The following is a 16,449-nucleotide window of genomic DNA, read 5'->3' as shown; positions in this document are numbered from 1 at the left end:
CATGGATGCTATTTGCTTTCCGCGGTCATTTGAAGCGGAAAGCCCCTTGAGAAACGCCGCGGCTTTTGGGCCGCGGCGCCGAGATTTGGAACCGGTAGCGGTTCGATTTTAGTTGCAGGCCGCAACGCTGCCGGCAGTGACGCCGGCGCAGACTTCGTCCTTCTTGATCCAGCCGGCGTCGATGACGACGTTGAGGTTGTCCTTGGTGATGGCGACCGGGGTCAGGAACAGCGACTTGACGGTGTTGCCGCCAGGCGTCGTGAAGTCCTTGGCGCCGGCAATGTCGCCGGTCTTCTTGCCGTCGGCCAGCTGCGAGGCGATCTCGGCGGCGTTCTTGCCGAGTTCGCGCGCGTCCTTCCACACCGACACGGTCTGCGTGCCAAGTGCGATGCGGTTCAGCGCGGCGTGGTCGCCGTCCTGGCCCGACACCGGTACGGTTCCGGCCAGGCCCTGCGCCGTCAGCGCGGCGACGACGCCGCCGGCGGTGCCGTCATTGGCTGCAACCACCGCATCGACCTTGTTGTCGTTGGCGGTCAGGAACTGTTCCATGTTCTTCTGGGCGTTGGCGGGCAGCCAGCCGTCCGTGTAGGCCTCACCGACATTCTTGATCTTGCCGCCGTCGATGGCTTCCTTGAGCACTTCCATGGAGCCGGCGAACAGGAAATCGGCGTTCGGATCGGCACCCGAGCCCTTGATGAAGACGTAGTTGCCTTCCGGCTTGGCCTTGAACACTTCGCGGGCCTGCATGCGGCCGACTTCCTTGTTGTCGAAGGTCAGGTAGAAGACATCCTTGTTCTCGATCAGACGGTCATAGCCGACGACCGGAATGCCTTCGTCCAGCGCCTTCTGCACCGCCGGGCCGATTGCCGATGCATCCTGCGCAAGGATGATCAGCGCGTTGGCGCCCTGCGAAATCAGGCTCTCGACATCGGTCAGCTGCTTGCCGGGATTGGACTGCGCATCGGCGGAGATGTACTTGTCGCCGGCGGCCTCGATCGCCGTCTTCATCGCCGCTTCGTCGGTCTTCCAACGCTCTTCCTGGAAATTCGACCACGAGACGCCAATGACCTTGTCCTTCGCCTGTGCGACCGACGCCAACGTCAACGACATGGCGACACCCGCCAGCATGGCGACTGCAAATTTCTTCATGATATCCTCCCTAAATCGCGCGCAGCGCGACAAACTGGCCCGAAGGCCGGCACAAAGGCTCTATTTTTTCGAGCCTCGAAAAAATACTGATCCAACGCCGGAGCGCTGTCAACATCGATTCTGATTGATTTTGATGTGTCGCTGACTTTTTTTCGAGGCTCGCAATAAATAATGACAGTGCTGCCGGCTTCTGCCAATATTTGGCTGGTGTCACCGACTGCCTTCAATATCATGAGAGGCCGCGACGACGACCGGGAGGAAAGCAGAAAGATGTCGGTTGGTATCCGCCACGACGATTTGCGCCGCCGCAACCGGGCGATGGTGCTCTCGGCCGTGCGCCGCGCCGGCCAGCCCTCTCGGACCGAGATCGCGGCGACCACCGGCCTCAGCCATTCGACCATATCGGCGATCTCCTCGGCCCTGATCACGGAAGGCATCCTCGCCGAGAGCAAGGCCAGCGAACCGGTCTCGCTGAAACGTGGACGGCCGCAAGTCGGTCTCGGGCTCAATCCGGAAGCCGCCGCGGTGATGACCGTGGTGCTGTCGCTGAATTTCCTCTCCGTCGCCGTCATCGACTATGCCGGCCAGGTGGTTGCCGAGGAACAGCGCCGGCTGGACACGCTGACCACGCCGCGCGACGAGCTGATCGGCGAATGCACGGCAATCGTGCGGCGCCGGCTCGAGGATCCCGACCTCGACACCCACAGCGTCGCCCGCATCGCCATGGGCATCCAGGGCATCACCGATTCGCACGCCCGCGCCATGCTTTGGTCGCCGATCACGCCGCAGACCGACATCGCCTTCGCCGACATACTAGAAGGCGAATTCGGCATTCCCGCCACCATGGAAAACGACTGCAACATGATGGCGGTGGCACTGCAGTGGCGCGATCCGGTCCGCTACCGCGACGATTTCATCGCCATCTTGCTGTCGCACGGCATAGGCATGGGCCTGGTGCTGAAGGGCGAGCTGTTCACCGGCACCCATTCCTCGGGCGGCGAATTCGGCCACATGATCCATCGGCCGGGCGGCGCGCTCTGCCGCTGCGGGCGGCGTGGCTGCGTCGAGGCCTATGCCGGCAACTACGCCATCTGGCGCAACGCCAGGCAACTGGGCGAAGACGCCGAGCCGGTCGCTGATGTCAGCGACGCCGACATGCGGGCGCTCGCCACCGCGGCACGCGAGAAGGACGGGCCGGAGCGCGAGGCCTACCGCAAGGCCGGCGAAGCACTCGGTTTCGGCCTCGGCAGCCTGTTTGCACTGATCGATCCCGCACCCGTCGCCATGGTCGGCGTCAGCGCCGCCGCCTTCGACCTTATCGAACCGGCGCTGCGCGAGGCCATCGCCCAGACCGCCGGCGGCCAGCATTCGAAATCGATCTCCTTCGACACCGAGCCGAACGAATTGCCGCTGATCCGCGAAGGCTGCGCGATGCGGGCACTGAGCTTCGTCGACCAGGAGATTTTCGCGCCGGGCGGGCAGGCAAAGGCGGGCGCCATCGGGAAAGACGTGGCCTAAAATCGAAATGTCGGATCGCGACGTGGGATGGGTTGAGATTCAGGTCAGCCCGGGAACCACTCCACGGTGGCCCGAGCGAGCGCTCCTTAGCAAACTATTATCCGCATACCAGAGCTTCGTACAAACCGATAGACGAAGAGCAATGCAATGCTAGATTGCAGGCCACCATAGCCATATAAAAGAACGTGGTAGAATGTTCAATCACACGACAGCGGTATATCGGACTGGTCTACAGCAACCAGGCTTCCTCAAAAGCTAGATCAGATATCGTCCGGCACTTTTCTTGATCTCCGTGTTGCTATTGCTTGGCGGCACCGCCGCCGCCCAACACCCTGGTCCAGGCTGCCCGGTTGGCCAATTGATAGATGCCAGAGAAGCATGGGGGAAATTCACCTCCAATGATGAGGCGACGGGATTTGCCAGACGTAAGTTCCTAGCCCTTGGCGCGGAAGAGTTCACAAAATGGCTATCGTGCCAGAGCTTTGAAGTGAGCGTTAGTCCCGGCCGAGGAACGACGACGAATATTCAAGCAAGCTTTATGCCACTAAGAAAAGACGAAGGTCTTTGGGTGCCTAGTGGAGCTTACTACTGGCTATTCCCACCAGGCCGTCACTCCATAGAAGCGCATATCGAAAAGGGACGATTGATAGACATTATTGCTATCGCAGAGAGCGAATAGGGAGAAAAAACGATCCGGCGATCCGCAAGTTGTACCTCTCAGTCACTCAGATATCGGTCGCATTTTTTTCAACATCAAGCCGGACGAATGCGCTGACCACTTCAACGACACTGGATATGCTTCCGTCGAAACTGAAGGCTTTAGTCTTCGCGGATCGCGTATCCGGCACCGCGAATGGTGCGGATGACGTCAGGCATGCGGCCATTGTTGACCGCCTTGCGTAAGCGCCCGACATGCACATCCACCGTGCGCTCGTCGATGTAGATCGTCTCGCCCCAGACATTGTCGAGCAGTTGGCTGCGCGAGAACACCCGGCCGGGGTGCCGCATCATGAATTCGAGCAGCCGGAATTCGGTCGGCCCGAGCCGGATTTCGCTCTTCTTGCGATAGACCCGGTGCGATTCGCGATCGAGCACGATGTCGCCGACCTTGAGCACGCTGGACAGCACTTCCGGTTTGGCGCGGCGCAGCAGCGCCTTCACCCTCGCCATGAACTCCGGCGTCGAAAACGGCTTGACCAGATAATCGTCGGCGCCGGTCGACAGGCCGCGCACGCGGTCGCTCTCCTCGCCGCGCGCGGTCAGCATGATGATCGGCAGCCGCTCTGTTTCGGGCCGCATCCTGAGGCGCCGGCAAAGTTCGATGCCGGAAACCGCCGGCACCATCCAGTCCAGCACCAGAAGGTCGGGCACGTTTTCCTGCAAACGGATCTCGGCCTCGTCGCCGCGCGTCACCACCTCGACCTGGTAACCTTCGGATTCGAGATTGTAGCGGAGAAGCACGCCCAGCGGCTCCTCGTCCTCCACCACCATGATGCGTGGCGCGATCATCGACTGGTCACCTTTGTCGTCATGCCGCCGGCGCGGACATCGCCGTCTCGTCCTGCTTCGGCCGATTGGCGGGCAGTTGCGAGCCGGTCAAAACATAGTACGCATTTTCGGCGATGTTGGTCACGTGGTCGCCGATGCGTTCGAGGTTCTTGGCGCAGAACAACAGATGCGTGCACGCGGTGATGTTGCGCGGGTCTTCCATCATGTAGGTCAACAGCTCGCGAAACACCGAGGTGTATTTGACGTCGATGCGCTCGTCGTCGTTTCTGAGCTTGGCGAGTGCTGCCGCATCGGCGGCGGCATATTCCTCGACCACCCCTTGCACCTGGATGAGCACCAGCTGAGCCATCGCATCGATGGAATGCGACAGGTCACGCGGCGTGACGCTGAGGCCGACGGTGCCGACGCGCTTGGCGATGTTCTTGGCGAGGTCGCCGATGCGCTCAAGGTCGCCGGCCATGCGGATCGAGCCGACCACTGCGCGCAGATCGTTGGCCATCGGCTGGCGCTTGGCGATCAGCGTGATGGCGCGGTCGTCCAGCTCGCGCTGGCGCGCATCCATGATGGCGTCGTCGGAGACGACGCGCTGCGCCAATGCGTTGTCCGAAGTGAGCAGCGCCTTGGTCGAGCCGCTGACCATCGAGCCGGCGAGGTCGCCCATGTCGCGGATCAGCTTGCTGATCTGCCCCAGCTCTTCATCGAAAGATGCGACGGTATGTTCACCCATGATCCTAGTCCTCGTGCCTGAAACTTCGCTGCCGGAACCGCTCAGCCGAACCGGCCGGTGATGTAGTCCTGGGTGCGCTTGTCGTCGGGGTTTGTGAACATCTTATCGGTGGCGCCCTCCTCGACGAGGTAGCCGAGATGGAACATCGCCGTGCGCTGCGACACGCGCGCCGCCTGCTGCATAGAGTGGGTGACGATGACGATCGTGTAGTTCTGGCGCAGTTCGTCGATCAGCTCCTCGACACGAGCGGTGGCGATCGGATCGAGAGCCGAACAGGGCTCGTCCATCAGGATCACCTCGGGCGACACGGCGATAGCGCGGGCGATGCACAGACGCTGCTGCTGGCCGCCGGAAAGGCCAGTGCCGGGTTCCTGCAAGCGGTCCTTGACCTCGTTCCAGATCGCCGCCTTCTTCAGGCTCGACTCGACGATCTGATCCATGTCGGCCTTGCGCTTGGCCAGTCCGTGGATGCGCGGGCCGTAGGCGACGTTCTCGTAGATCGACTTCGGAAACGGATTGGGCTTCTGGAACACCATGCCAACGCGGGCTCTCAGTTCGACGACGTCGATGCTCTTGTCGTAGATGTCCTCTTCGTCCAGCGTGATCTTGCCGGTCACCCGTGCCGAATCGATGGTGTCGTTCATGCGGTTGAGGCAGCGCAGGAATGTGGACTTGCCGCAGCCCGAAGGGCCGATCAGCGCCGTCACCTGGTTGAGGCGCACGTCGAGATTGACGTCGAACAACGCCTGCTTCTCGCCGTAGAACGCGCCGACCTTGTCGCCGCGCATTTTGATCACTTCGTTCGACTTGGCGTTCATTTTATCGCCCACAGCGTTTTCAAGGGACTGTTCGGTCATGATGTTCATACCAAAATGCCTTTTTTCTACCAGCGCCGCTCGAACCGACGCCGAAGCACGATCGCGGTGATGTTCATGGCCATGAGGAAGACCAGCAGGATGATGATGGCGCCGGACATGCGCTCGACGAAGGCGCGTTCGGCCTCGTTCGCCCACAGGTAGATCTGCACCGGCAGCGCCGTCGACGGATCGAACGGTGTCTTCGGATAGTCGGCGACGAAGGCGACCATGCCGATCAAGAGCAGCGGCGCGGTTTCGCCGAGCGCGCGCGCCAGGCCGATGATGGTGCCGGTGAGAATGCCGGGAGCGGCAAGCGGCAGGATATGCTGGAACACCATCTGCATCTTCGAGGCGCCAAGACCAAGCGCTGCCGCGCGGATCGAAGGCGGCACGGCGGCAAGTGCCGCGCGCGTCGCGATGATGATCGTCGGCAGCGTCATCAGCGTCAGCACCAGGCCGCCGACAAAAGCGGCGGAACGCGGCATGCCGAGGAAATTGATGAAGACGGCAAGGCCGAGCAGGCCGAAGACGATCGACGGCACCGCGGCCAGATTGTTGATGTTGACCTCGATCAGATCGGTGAAGCGGTTCTTCTTGGCGAATTCCTCGAGATAGATGGAGGCGGCGACGCCGATCGGCAGCGCCAGCAAAAGCACGATCACCATCATGTACAGCGAACCGATGATCGCCACGCCCATACCGGAGGTTTCCGGACGGCTGGAAGCGCCATAGGTGAACAGGCCGGTGTTGAAGTGCTCGGCCATCACGCCGTCCGCCTTGAGCTTGTTCATCCACGCGATCTGCTGGTCGGAAACTTTGCGGCGTGCTTCTTCGACGCTGAGGTCGATCTGCCCCTTGAAGGCCGAGTCGAGATTGGCGGCGGCAAGGATGTTGACGTCGCGCGTCGTGCCGATGACCGACGGGTCGGCGGCGACAATGTCGCGCAGCTGGACACGGGCGCCTTCGGACAGGAAACCCTTGAGCTTCTGGATCGAAGGCTTGTCGTCGGGAGAAATGCCCAGCTTGGCGATCAGCGCGTTTTCGGCAAGCTTGGGATAGTTCGCCTTGATCAGCACATTCGGATCGGTGGCGCGTTTGTTGGAAGGATCAATCACCTTCGCGTCGAAGCTGATCGGCAGCGACACCGTCGTCTGCCAGAAGGCGGTGTAGCCCTTCGAGACGATGGTGACGAGGATGATGGCCAGGAAGGCGAGGCCGACGGAAATCGCCAGCATGCCATAGATGCGGAAGCGGCGTTCGGCGGCATAGCGGGCCTTCAGGCCAATGTCGCGGCGCGGATGAGCGGCGGCCCGGACCATTGAGTCCATGGGAATGTCGGTCATTCGTACTGCTCCCGGTATTTGCGCACGATGTACAGCGCGACGATGTTCATCACCAGCGTCAGCGCGAACAGCGTCAGGCCGAGCGCGAAGGCGACCAGCGTCTGCGGCGAATTGAACTCGAGATCGCCGGTCAGCTGGTTGACGATCTTGACGGTGATGGTCGTCATCGCCTCGAATGGGTTGATGGTGAGATTGGCAGCAACGCCTGCCGCCAGCACGACGATCATCGTCTCGCCTATGGCGCGCGAAGCGGTCAACAGGATGGCGCCGACGATGCCGGGAAGTGCCGCCGGCAGGATGACGCGCTTGATCGTCTCGGAGCGGGTCGCGCCGAGGCCGAGCGAGCCGTCTCGCATGGCTCGCGGCACCGCGGTGATGATGTCATCGGACAGCGACGACACGACCGGGATCAGCATGACGCCCATGACCAGGCCGGCGGTGAAGATGCTCTGGCCCTGGATGAAGGGCGAACCGCCGGTCAGCGCCGCGGAAAGATCGCGCAGGAACGGCCCGAGCGTGACGACGGCAAAGATGCCGTAGACGATGGTCGGAATTCCGGCGAGCAGTTCCAGCGCCGGCTTGACCACCGAGCGCAGCCGGGGCGTTGCATATTCGGCCATGTAGACCGCCGACATCAGCCCGATCGGTACTGCGACCACGAGCGCGACCGTGGCGATATAGAGCGTGCCGGCAAGCAGCGGGATCAGGCCGAACTGGCCCTGGCTGCCGCCCGAACCGGCAGCGGAGAAACGCGGATCCCAGACCGTGCCGAAGAAGAAACTCATCGGCGACACGCTTTCGAAAAACGTGATCGTCTGGAACAGCATGGAAAGCACGATGCCGACCGTGGTCAGGATGGCGATGGTGGAGGCGGCAAGCAGGCCCCACTGCATCAGCCTCTCGACATTGTTGCGTGCCCTGGCGCGCGGCGCGATTTGCCTCAGCGCATAGAAGGCGCCGGCGATGGACAGGGCGAAGGTGACAATTGCGCCAAACAGGCCAAGCCGGTTCTGCACGGCGTTCGCCTCGACGGCGATCGGGATCATGTAATCCTGGGTGTCGGTCGCCAGCGCCACGCCCTTGGCGGCGAGCATCGGCTGCAGTTCAGCGAAAGTGGCCGGCAGCGCGGCCAGCGTGTTCGCGTCGAGCTGGCGCAGCCCTTTGGCAAGGCTCTTCACCAGGCTGACGTCCAGCGCTTCGCTGGCAACCTTGCTGTCGGCGGTCCGCTCGGGCAAGGCGGCGTGAATGTGACGGTCGAGATAGACCGAAGAGCCGACGTTCCAGACGGCAAGCAGCAAAAGAGCGGGCAGAACGGCGAGCAGGAACGCCCACCAGCCGTGATAGTGGGCGCGTGAATGCGGCTTCACCGTGCCATTGTCCTGCGCTGAAGCACGCTGCCGGCCGATAAAGAACGCAACCAGGCCGATGGCAACGATAATGGCGAGTACGAGCAAGGACGACATCACCCACCCCAAGGAAAATTCAAAGCGCCGCCGCCATTGCGGCAGGCGACGAAACCAGGGCGCGGACTTGGCCCGCGCCCTGGTTCGGTAGACTGATTACATCGTCTTTCCGGCAGCGAACGCGTCACGCTGGGCCTGACGCTCTGCGTCGGGAGCCGCAACGAGGCCGTATTCGGCGAGCGGGCTTTCCGGGCCGACCATCTGGTCGTCAAGGAAGAACTCGACATATTCCTTGAGGCCGGGAACGACGCCGAGATGCGCCTTCTTCACGTAGAAGAACAGCGGGCGCGACACCGGATACTCGCCGCTGGCGATGGTCGCGGTCGAAGGCACGATGCCCTTGACGGTAGCAACCTTCAGCTTGTCGGCGTTGTTTTCGTAGAAGGCTAGGCCGAACACGCCGACGCCGGTCTTGTTGGAGTCGATGCGGGCGAGGGTCTCGGTATAGTCGCCGTCGATGTCGACGGCCTTGCCGTCCTTGCGGATGGCGATGCAGGTCTTGCCGACTTCCTTGTCGTCGCTGATGCCGGTCGCCTTGATGGCGGCCTTGTCGCAGCCGGCGTCGAGAAGCTTGCTCTCGAACACTTCACGCGTGCCGTGCTTTTCGCCCGGAATGTAGGCGGCGATGTCCCAGTCGGGCAGCTTCGGATTGACCTGGCTCCACTTGGTGTTCGGATTGTCGACGAGCTTGCCGTCGACAACCAGCTTGGCGGCCAGCGCCTTATAGATGTCGGCGGGAACCAGCGCCCAGTCCGGACCCTTGATGTCGGTGGCGAAGACGATGCCGTCATAACCGATGCGGACTTCCTGGATTTCCTTCACGCCGGCGTCGGCGCAGGACTTGATCTCGTCCGGCTTGATCGGGCGCGAGGAGTTGGCGATATCGATCGTGTCTTCGCCGACGCCCTTGCAGAATTCCTTGATGCCGGCGCCGCTGCCGCCGGACTCGACAACCGGGGTCTTGAAGTTGGTAAAGGTTTCGCCGAACTGCTCGGCGACGATCTTGGCATAGGGTAGCACGGTCGACGACCCGGCGACCTGGATCTGGTCGCGCGCGGCGGCGAAGCCGGACGACGCGGCGAGCGCAAGCGCCGCGGCCGACGCCGTGAGGAGGAATTTCTTCATGTGGCCTGCTCCTGTTCGGAAGATGGTCTCTCGGCGCCAGTATCTTTCGGCGCCCGCTGAGGCCAATAGCCCCCGATTATTACAGTCGCATGACAGTTTCGTGTCAGCCCGGTAACGTCGAACGGACGTGCCTAAAATGGCGGCGGACCAGCCGTGGCAATATGGCCGCGGTTTGCTGCCGGAATCAGGGACTTGCGCGATTGCGGGTGGCTTCTTCCTCGGCGACAGGCGCCGAGAAAGAAAATCCGGGCGGGAGCGCGTTGCCTGTGGCCAGAGTGTGTCTTGGCCGAGCCATCGCCGAAAACAGGGTCCGTTGGGGTAGAATTGACGCTGTTTCTCGCCGGCGGTCGCTTGCTCCCGCCCGTAACCGAAGCGGATTTCTATGCGACCATTGTCCCGGCTGCGGGCTTGTTTTGGTATGGTGCGATCGCGCCATAGTGTTTCGCGCAAGGGCGGCGCCGAATCGTCGGCGATCTTTCTCCGCTCCTTGCGAAAGCTGCCTCGATGGGGCGCCTATCCTGCGCTGCGCAGGACCTCGCCGCCGGCGCCGACCCAGCGCTCGACCTTTTCAAGCAGGGCCCTGGGGCTGATCGGCTTGGGCAGGTAATCGTCCATGCCTGCTTCCAGACAACGTTCGCGATCGCCTTTCAGCGCATGCGCGGTGACGCCCACGATCGGGATGTGCGTGCCCGTCTCCTCTTCCAGCCGGCGGATGGCGGCGGTCGCTTCGAGCCCGCTCATCTCCGGCATCGAGACATCCATCAGGATCATGCGCGGATTGAGCCTGCCGAAGGCATCGAGCGCCTTGCGGCCGTTGCCGACGATTTCAAAACTGTAGCCGGTTTCGCCGATGATCTGGGTGAACACCATCTGGTTCACCTCATTGTCCTCGGCAACAAGGATGTCGAGCCTGCGTTCATCGCCCGTGGCCCGGGCGCGGGCACGAACCGGCGGTGGCTGCAGCAAGGCCCGCTCCGAAGCGGCGAGCGGCGGCTTTGCGGATGATGGCTCGGCAATGCCGCCGGAACCGCCGCGTGCTGCCGGCAGCACGCTACCGTCCGTCGTATGGTGATGGTGACGCTGGATTGTGGCGACCAGCGTTTCCAAAAGCACCGAAGACCGCGCCGGCTTGATCAACTGCGCATCGATGCCGAGATCGCGATAGCTGGTGTTGGCGAGCGATTGGTCGACCGATGTCAGCATGATGATCGGCGTATCGGCGAGACCCGCAGTGTTGCGCACGATCCGCGCCATTTCGGCGCCGCTCATTCCCGGCATCTGGTAGTCGAGCACGACGCAGTCGACCGGCACGCCATAGGCAGCGGCGGCAACGAGCACCTTCAACCCCTCGGCGCCGCTTTCCGCTGCGCAGGCATCGAAGGTCCATGACGCCATCTGCTCGCTCAGAATGGACCGGTTGACGGCATTGTCGTCGACGATCAGCACCCGTGCGCCAGTCACGTCGACCGGCATGATCCGCCGCCCGCCCTGGTCCCCGGCCCTCGGCAGGGTCACGGTGAACCAGAAGGTCGAGCCCTTGCCTTCGGCGCTTTCCACGCCGATCTCGCCGCCCATCAGCTCGACCAGACGCGAGGTGATGGCGAGCCCGAGCCCGGTGCCTTCGTGGCGTCTGGTCGACGAGGTATCGACCTGGCTGAATTTTTCGAAGACGAGCTTCAGCTTCTCATCCGGAATGCCGATGCCGGTATCGGTGACCGAGATGGTGAGCTTTGTTCCCGTCGGCACCTTTTGCCCGGTCACGTCGACCAGCACATGGCCTTCGTCGGTGAATTTCACCGCATTGCCGACCAGATTGGTGACGATCTGCCTGATGCGGCCGACATCGCCGATGAACAGGCTCTCCAGGCCAGGCTCGATGCGCACGATGAGCTCGAGGTCCTTCTCCTTGGCGCGTGTCGACACCAGCGTCGCCACATCCTCGATCGCCTCGGGGAGGTTGAACGGCGCCGGGTCGAGCACCAACTGGCCGGCGTCGATCTTGGAGAAGTCGAGGATGTCGTTGATGATGGTCAAAAGCGCGTTACCCGACTTGACGATGATGTCGGTAAACGTCTTCTGCTTCGGATCGAGATCGGATTTGGCCAGAAGTTCGGCCATGCCGAGCACGCCGTTCATCGGCGTGCGGATCTCGTGGCTCATATTGGCCAGGAATTCCGACTTAGCGCGGTCGGCAAGCACGGCGCGCTGCCGCGCCTCGCGCAATTCGGCCTCGCGCAGCTTCAGTTCGGTGATGTCGGTGGTCGATCCGATCAGATAGAGCGAGCCGTCGGAGGCGATCATCGCGCCCTTGCGGGCGAACTGGTGGCGCACACTGCCGTCGGCAAGCGTCACCGTCTCTTCGACCTCCTGGGTCTCGCCGGTGCGCAGCACGGCGAGATCGCCATTGACGAAAGCTTCGCCGTCCTGCCCGAAAATCTCGATGTCGGTCTTGCCGATCGCATCTTCCCTGCTGAGGCCGGTGAGGTCGCACCAGCCCTTGTTGACATAGAACTGCCTGAGGTCGGAGCGCTTGGCGTAGATCGACACCGGCACGTTGTCGATGAGGCTGCGGAACACCTCGTTCTCGCGCATGCTCTCCTGCAGCGCGTGTTCGCGCGCCTTGACGTCGGTGATGTCGGTGCTGGAGCCGACCAGGTGCACCGACCCGTCGAGCGCCACCAGCCGGCTTTTGCGCGTCATCAATTGCTTGAGCGTGCCGTCACGATGGGTGACGGGCTCCTCGATCTCGCGGACGCGGCCGGTGACGACGACCTCAGTGTCGTCATGGCTGTAGCTTTCGGCATCGTCGACGCCGAAAAGCTGGCGGTCGGTGCGGCCAATGACCTCTTCCTTGGGGATGCCGGTCAGCGCGCACCAGGCCTTGTTGACGAATTCGATGCTCAGATCGTCGGCCTTGATGAAGGCTGCAACCGGGAGTTCGTCCATCACATGCCGGAAGAGGTCGATCTGGCGCATGCTTTCCTGCAGCGCCTTTTCGCGGCTCTTGATCTCCGAGATGTCGACGCGCACGCCGATGAACGTGCCGTCCTCGGTCCGCATGTCGTAGACCTGGTACCAGCGGCCATCGGGATTGAGGCGCTCATAGGACGAGTTGGGCAAGCGGTAGCGGGCGAGAATGGCGTCGAGCCAGCGCTCGGGATCGCCGTCATACAGTTTGTCGACCTCAGGATCGCCGCTGAGGCGGAAATAGCCGACCGAATGGCCGAGCTTCAGCGCGTCGCGGAAGGTGCCGCCGGGGTGCCATGCCGGCTTCAGGGCCGGCAGCGTATCCTGCAGCTTGCGATTGGCGAAAACGAACTTGTCGTCGCGGTCGTAGATGATGACGGCAGCCGGCAGCGATTCCAGCACGGTGGCGAGATTCTTGCGCGCATCCTCGGCTTCCGTCTCACGGCGCTTCATGTCAGAAATGTCGAAGATGAAACCGGCGACATAGTTGCGGCCGCTGGCCATCGAGACGCGGTTTTTCCTGACAATGCGCGACCGGCCGATGCCGGCAAACGCGAAGTTCTCTTCCACTTCGTAGGGTTTGCCGCTTGCCAGGACCTGCTTTTCGCTTTCCTCGAACAGTACCACCTCGTCCGGCGTGACGAAATCGCCACCGGACTTGCCGAGCATCGCCTGCGGCGTCTGCCCGAACAGCGAGGAGAACGCCTGGTTGACGAAGACGAAGCGCAGATTATCGTCCTTGACGAAGATCGGGTCCTTGACGCCGTTGATCACCGCTTCGGCCAGCCGCGACTTCTCCAGCGCTTCCGCCAGTTCCGCCTCGCGATCCTTCATCTCGGTGACGTCGACATAGGAAATCAGCCGCTTGCCGCCGGCCAGCGGCGCCATCGACGAGATCAGCGTGCGGCCGTCATTGCGCGGGAATTGCTTCGATCCGGCCGTGCCCGCCCTGATCTCCGCCTCGCGCTCGACCATATGCTGCTGCCATGTCGCATCGTCGGAACCATAGGGGTCGACGTCGCGGCTGGCCTGCATCAGGTCGCGGAAGCTGCAGCCGATCTCGGCGCGCCGGGCGTCGATCCCCCAGAAATCGTAGAAGGCGCGATTGATGACTTCGGCGCGCATATCGGCATCGAGGACGAGGACGCCGATCGGCATCTGGTCGACCATCGTGCGCAGATTGGCGAAGGTTTCAGCAGTCCGGGCGTTGGCGCTGACGATCTCGGCATCGCGAGCCTTGAGCTCGGTGACCTCGTAGTAGGTCAACAGCCGCTTGCCCCCGGACAGCGCCGTTACCGAGAACATCATCGTCCGGCCATCGGCGTGCGGGAACTCGCGCGGCGCGACGGAGCCGGCGCGAATCTCCTCGATGCGGCTGGCGAGGTAGCGCTGCCACGCCCGTTCGTCGATATCGCCATAGATGCCGTTGCGGCGGTTCAACTCCATCAACAGGCTGAACGGGGCGCCGATGGTCACGGCGCCTTCCGGAATCCTGGAGAGGTCGCGATAGGCCTTGTTGACGATCAGCGTGTCGAGCCGGGCGTCCAGCAGCACGACGCCCATATGCATGGCATCCATGGTCCGCTCGAGATCGGCCAGATGCTGGGCATTCTCGCCGGCTGCCGGCACATCGCTGACTTGCGGCGTCTGCTTCAGCTGGTCGAATGCATCGGCCAACGCCGTGACATTGCGGCCAATGCCGCGATAGCCGGCAAATTTCGCCTCGGCATCGAAGCGTGGAAAGCCGGTGATCGAAACCCATTGGCAGTCGGGGCGGCCGCCTTGCAATTCGTAGACGAAATCCCGGAACGGCCGATGCGCCTGCAAATCCTCCAGATGCGCGGCGGCATTTCGATTGCCGTCCAGCATCTGCTTGAGGAAATCGAAGCGGAACCGGCCAAGAATGCTGGCGGGATCGATGCCGGTGGCGGCCTGGTAGTTTTCCGAAACCCAGGAGAAGCGCAACTCGGGGTCGGTCTCCCAGATCCAGTCAGCACCCGCTTCGACCAGCTGGCGTAGCGCCTCGGCCGAATCGATGTGATCGGCGAGCGCATCGTCGCCGTGCACACCCTTCTTGCGGGCACCGCGCTTGCCACGTGCCCCAACTGTTTCGTCCGCTTCCGCCATCCCGTCCCACCCCGAAAACCAAGGCCGAACCCTCCCCGCGGTTCGCGGACGGAATGTGCCCGAGAAGCATTAACGATCCGCTAACCATAACGGGTTGCAATGATCCAAAAAACCGCAACTGGAACGCGTCAATTCGGCCGGTTGTCGGCGAGACCGCGGCCGCGTTATAAGTACCCAGGGGTATTGCTAATGTTCGGTCGGATTCTGCCTTTTTTCCTGGGCGCGACGCTGCTTTTCGGCAGCGGTTGCGCACGCAGCTATGACGGCACGGTGGTCATCCCCAGGCCGCTCGATGTCAGGCGGTTTTGGGACCCGGATCCATCGCAGACGCGGGCAAGCCAATTGCAGGCGCAATCCGGTGTCTTTCCGGTGGCACCGCACGAGCCAAGACGGTTCGCAGCCAGCAGGGACGCTCCGCCGGCAAGGCGCCTGACGAGGCTCTCCAACCCACCAAGCCTGTCTGCCGAACCGACAAAGCCGCTGGCCTGCAAGGATGTCACCGCACCCGGCAAGCGCTACCGCGTGGTCTGCGAATAGCCGGCCGACTTTTCTCAGCTGAAGGCAATCAAAGCGACGCTGCGCCCTTTTTAGGCTCCTTGGCGCCGAGTTTTTCCAGTGCGAAACGCACCTGGCGCAACTCGTCCTGCCAGCCGTCGTCGTCGCTCATCGAACTTTCCGACGCCGCGCGCTGCAACCCGCGCGCCTCGGATTCGATCTCGCGAAGCCCGGCGATTTTCTCTTCGATGGTGAGAGATTGGTCTTCGACAATCTCCTGCACCTTCATTTCCCTGAACGTGACCATGGCGATTGCTCCTGGTTGATCGCCTGTCACAACGCGGCGACAGCAAGAGCGTTCCAGGCCAATGCATGTCGCCCAAAAACGGCGTCGCGGGAGGCGCGCCACGGCCAGCGATCAATCTCGCAAAAACGGCCGCTTGCCGTTGAAACCTTTGCTCGGCCTTGCGCGTTGTATGCGCAAAGGAGACCGAAGATGTCTATTCACTTCACCGTCTCTGGCCTGACCAGAAACCTGATCCACTCGCTGGGACTGGACCATGAGCGGGCGCCGAGACCCCTGACCCCTGAGCAAAGCCTGTTGCTGGAATGCTATCTGGCCGGCCAGATTCCGGAATCGGCCTGGAACGACTATGTTTTCGAGACGCCGGAGCTGGAACGGCATGTCAATGCCAGGCGCCAACACCATTGATCGCGACAAGGCAGCAATGCTCCACCCACCTGTGACTGGCCCGCATCGTGCGGGCTTGATACTTTTTGTTGTCCGGACGTAGCATTTTCGATAGAAATTCGATCCAGTCTTCAGTGGAATATCACCACTCGCACATCATTTGCCCCGGGGGAAAATCATGAAGAAAACCTACGAAAAGCCGACGCTTCAGAAGCGAGAAAAGCTGTCGAACGTCACGGCAGCTACCAAACAGTCCCCCGTAGTCTAGAACTGTCCGCACCAGCGACGCTGACCCGCGCTTGAACGAGCCCGCCCGGAAACGCGCGGGCTTTTTGTATGGGCGTCCGCGAAAAGCAAAAAGGCCGGCGCGGAGCCGACCTTTCCTTTCACCTCGACATCCGCGCCAGTACATCCGTGGTCACGGACCGGAGGTGAATTGCCTTGAGTAGACAGGGCTTTGGTTAACGAATTCTTAGCA

13 protein-coding genes are annotated in these 16,449 nt (G+C 62.3%); 4 read left to right on the top strand and 9 right to left on the bottom strand.

Going from position 1 to position 16,449, the window contains the following annotated elements:
- Positions 1 to 108: 108 nt before the first annotated feature.
- The gene (gene xylF / locus AC1DXU_RS24350; protein ID WP_477317968.1) at positions 109 to 1,149 is read right to left on the bottom strand and encodes a D-xylose ABC transporter substrate-binding protein; all 1,041 of its coding nucleotides are present in this window, start codon (positions 1,147 to 1,149) and stop codon (positions 109 to 111) included.
- A gap of 270 nt (positions 1,150 to 1,419) precedes the next feature.
- On the opposite strand from xylF, the gene AC1DXU_RS24345 reads away from it, so the two are divergent.
- The gene (locus AC1DXU_RS24345) at positions 1,420 to 2,667 is read left to right on the top strand and encodes an ROK family protein (protein ID WP_477373078.1); all 1,248 of its coding nucleotides are present in this window, start codon (positions 1,420 to 1,422) and stop codon (positions 2,665 to 2,667) included.
- Between the two features lie 283 nt (positions 2,668 to 2,950).
- Positions 2,951 to 3,346 carry a hypothetical protein gene (locus AC1DXU_RS24340; RefSeq protein ID WP_477373076.1) on the top strand — a complete coding sequence of 132 codons (396 nt, stop codon included), beginning with the start codon at positions 2,951 to 2,953 and terminating at the stop codon, positions 3,344 to 3,346.
- Positions 3,347 to 3,486: 140 nt separating this feature from the next.
- On the opposite strand, the gene phoB is transcribed toward AC1DXU_RS24340, so the two are convergent.
- The 7 genes from phoB to AC1DXU_RS24305 all read right to left on the bottom strand — a co-directional run bounded on the left by phoB (position 3,487) and on the right by AC1DXU_RS24305 (position 14,785).
- Positions 3,487 to 4,176 carry a phosphate regulon transcriptional regulator PhoB gene (gene phoB / locus AC1DXU_RS24335; RefSeq protein ID WP_010911896.1) on the bottom strand — a complete coding sequence of 230 codons (690 nt, stop codon included), beginning with the start codon at positions 4,174 to 4,176 and terminating at the stop codon, positions 3,487 to 3,489.
- A 19-nt stretch (positions 4,177 to 4,195) separates the two neighbouring features.
- The gene (gene phoU / locus AC1DXU_RS24330) at positions 4,196 to 4,903 is read right to left on the bottom strand and encodes a phosphate signaling complex protein PhoU (protein WP_477317962.1); all 708 of its coding nucleotides are present in this window, start codon (positions 4,901 to 4,903) and stop codon (positions 4,196 to 4,198) included.
- A gap of 41 nt (positions 4,904 to 4,944) precedes the next feature.
- Entirely contained in the window at positions 4,945 to 5,769 is an 825-nt protein-coding gene (gene pstB / locus AC1DXU_RS24325; protein WP_477373074.1) for a phosphate ABC transporter ATP-binding protein PstB, read from the bottom strand.
- A 17-nt stretch (positions 5,770 to 5,786) separates the two neighbouring features.
- Positions 5,787 to 7,103, bottom strand: a complete 1,317-nt coding sequence (pstA, locus tag AC1DXU_RS24320) for a phosphate ABC transporter permease PstA (protein WP_477317960.1) — start codon at positions 7,101 to 7,103, stop codon at positions 5,787 to 5,789.
- Positions 7,100 to 8,566, bottom strand: coding sequence for a phosphate ABC transporter permease subunit PstC (gene pstC / locus AC1DXU_RS24315; protein ID WP_477373072.1), 1,467 nt, complete (start codon positions 8,564 to 8,566; stop codon positions 7,100 to 7,102). The genes pstA and pstC overlap by 4 nt, the downstream gene beginning before the upstream one ends.
- A 96-nt stretch (positions 8,567 to 8,662) precedes the next feature.
- The gene (locus AC1DXU_RS24310) at positions 8,663 to 9,691 is read right to left on the bottom strand and encodes a PstS family phosphate ABC transporter substrate-binding protein (protein ID WP_477317956.1); all 1,029 of its coding nucleotides are present in this window, start codon (positions 9,689 to 9,691) and stop codon (positions 8,663 to 8,665) included.
- A gap of 513 nt (positions 9,692 to 10,204) precedes the next feature.
- Positions 10,205 to 14,785: a PAS domain-containing protein gene (locus tag AC1DXU_RS24305; protein ID WP_477373070.1), complete on the bottom strand. Its 4,581-nt coding sequence runs from the start codon at positions 14,783 to 14,785 to the stop codon at positions 10,205 to 10,207.
- A gap of 189 nt (positions 14,786 to 14,974) precedes the next feature.
- Here AC1DXU_RS24305 and AC1DXU_RS24300 point away from each other — a divergent pair, with 189 nt between their 5' ends.
- A complete protein-coding gene (locus tag AC1DXU_RS24300; protein WP_477373068.1) occupies positions 14,975 to 15,322 on the top strand; it encodes a hypothetical protein in 348 nt (115 codons plus the stop codon).
- A gap of 28 nt (positions 15,323 to 15,350) precedes the next feature.
- Here AC1DXU_RS24300 and AC1DXU_RS24295 read toward each other — a convergent pair whose 3' ends face one another.
- On the bottom strand, positions 15,351 to 15,587 hold the full coding sequence (locus AC1DXU_RS24295; RefSeq protein WP_477373066.1) for a hypothetical protein: 237 nt from the start codon (positions 15,585 to 15,587) through the stop codon (positions 15,351 to 15,353).
- A 189-nt stretch (positions 15,588 to 15,776) separates the two neighbouring features.
- Here AC1DXU_RS24295 and AC1DXU_RS24290 point away from each other — a divergent pair, with 189 nt between their 5' ends.
- The gene (locus AC1DXU_RS24290) at positions 15,777 to 15,992 is read left to right on the top strand and encodes a hypothetical protein (RefSeq protein ID WP_477317946.1); all 216 of its coding nucleotides are present in this window, start codon (positions 15,777 to 15,779) and stop codon (positions 15,990 to 15,992) included.
- Positions 15,993 to 16,449 lie beyond the last annotated feature (457 nt).

The organism is Mesorhizobium sp. P3_A10 (assembly GCF_056403175.1).
Note: the sequence above shows the minus strand (reverse complement) of the source record. Positions and strands in the feature narration are given on the sequence as shown.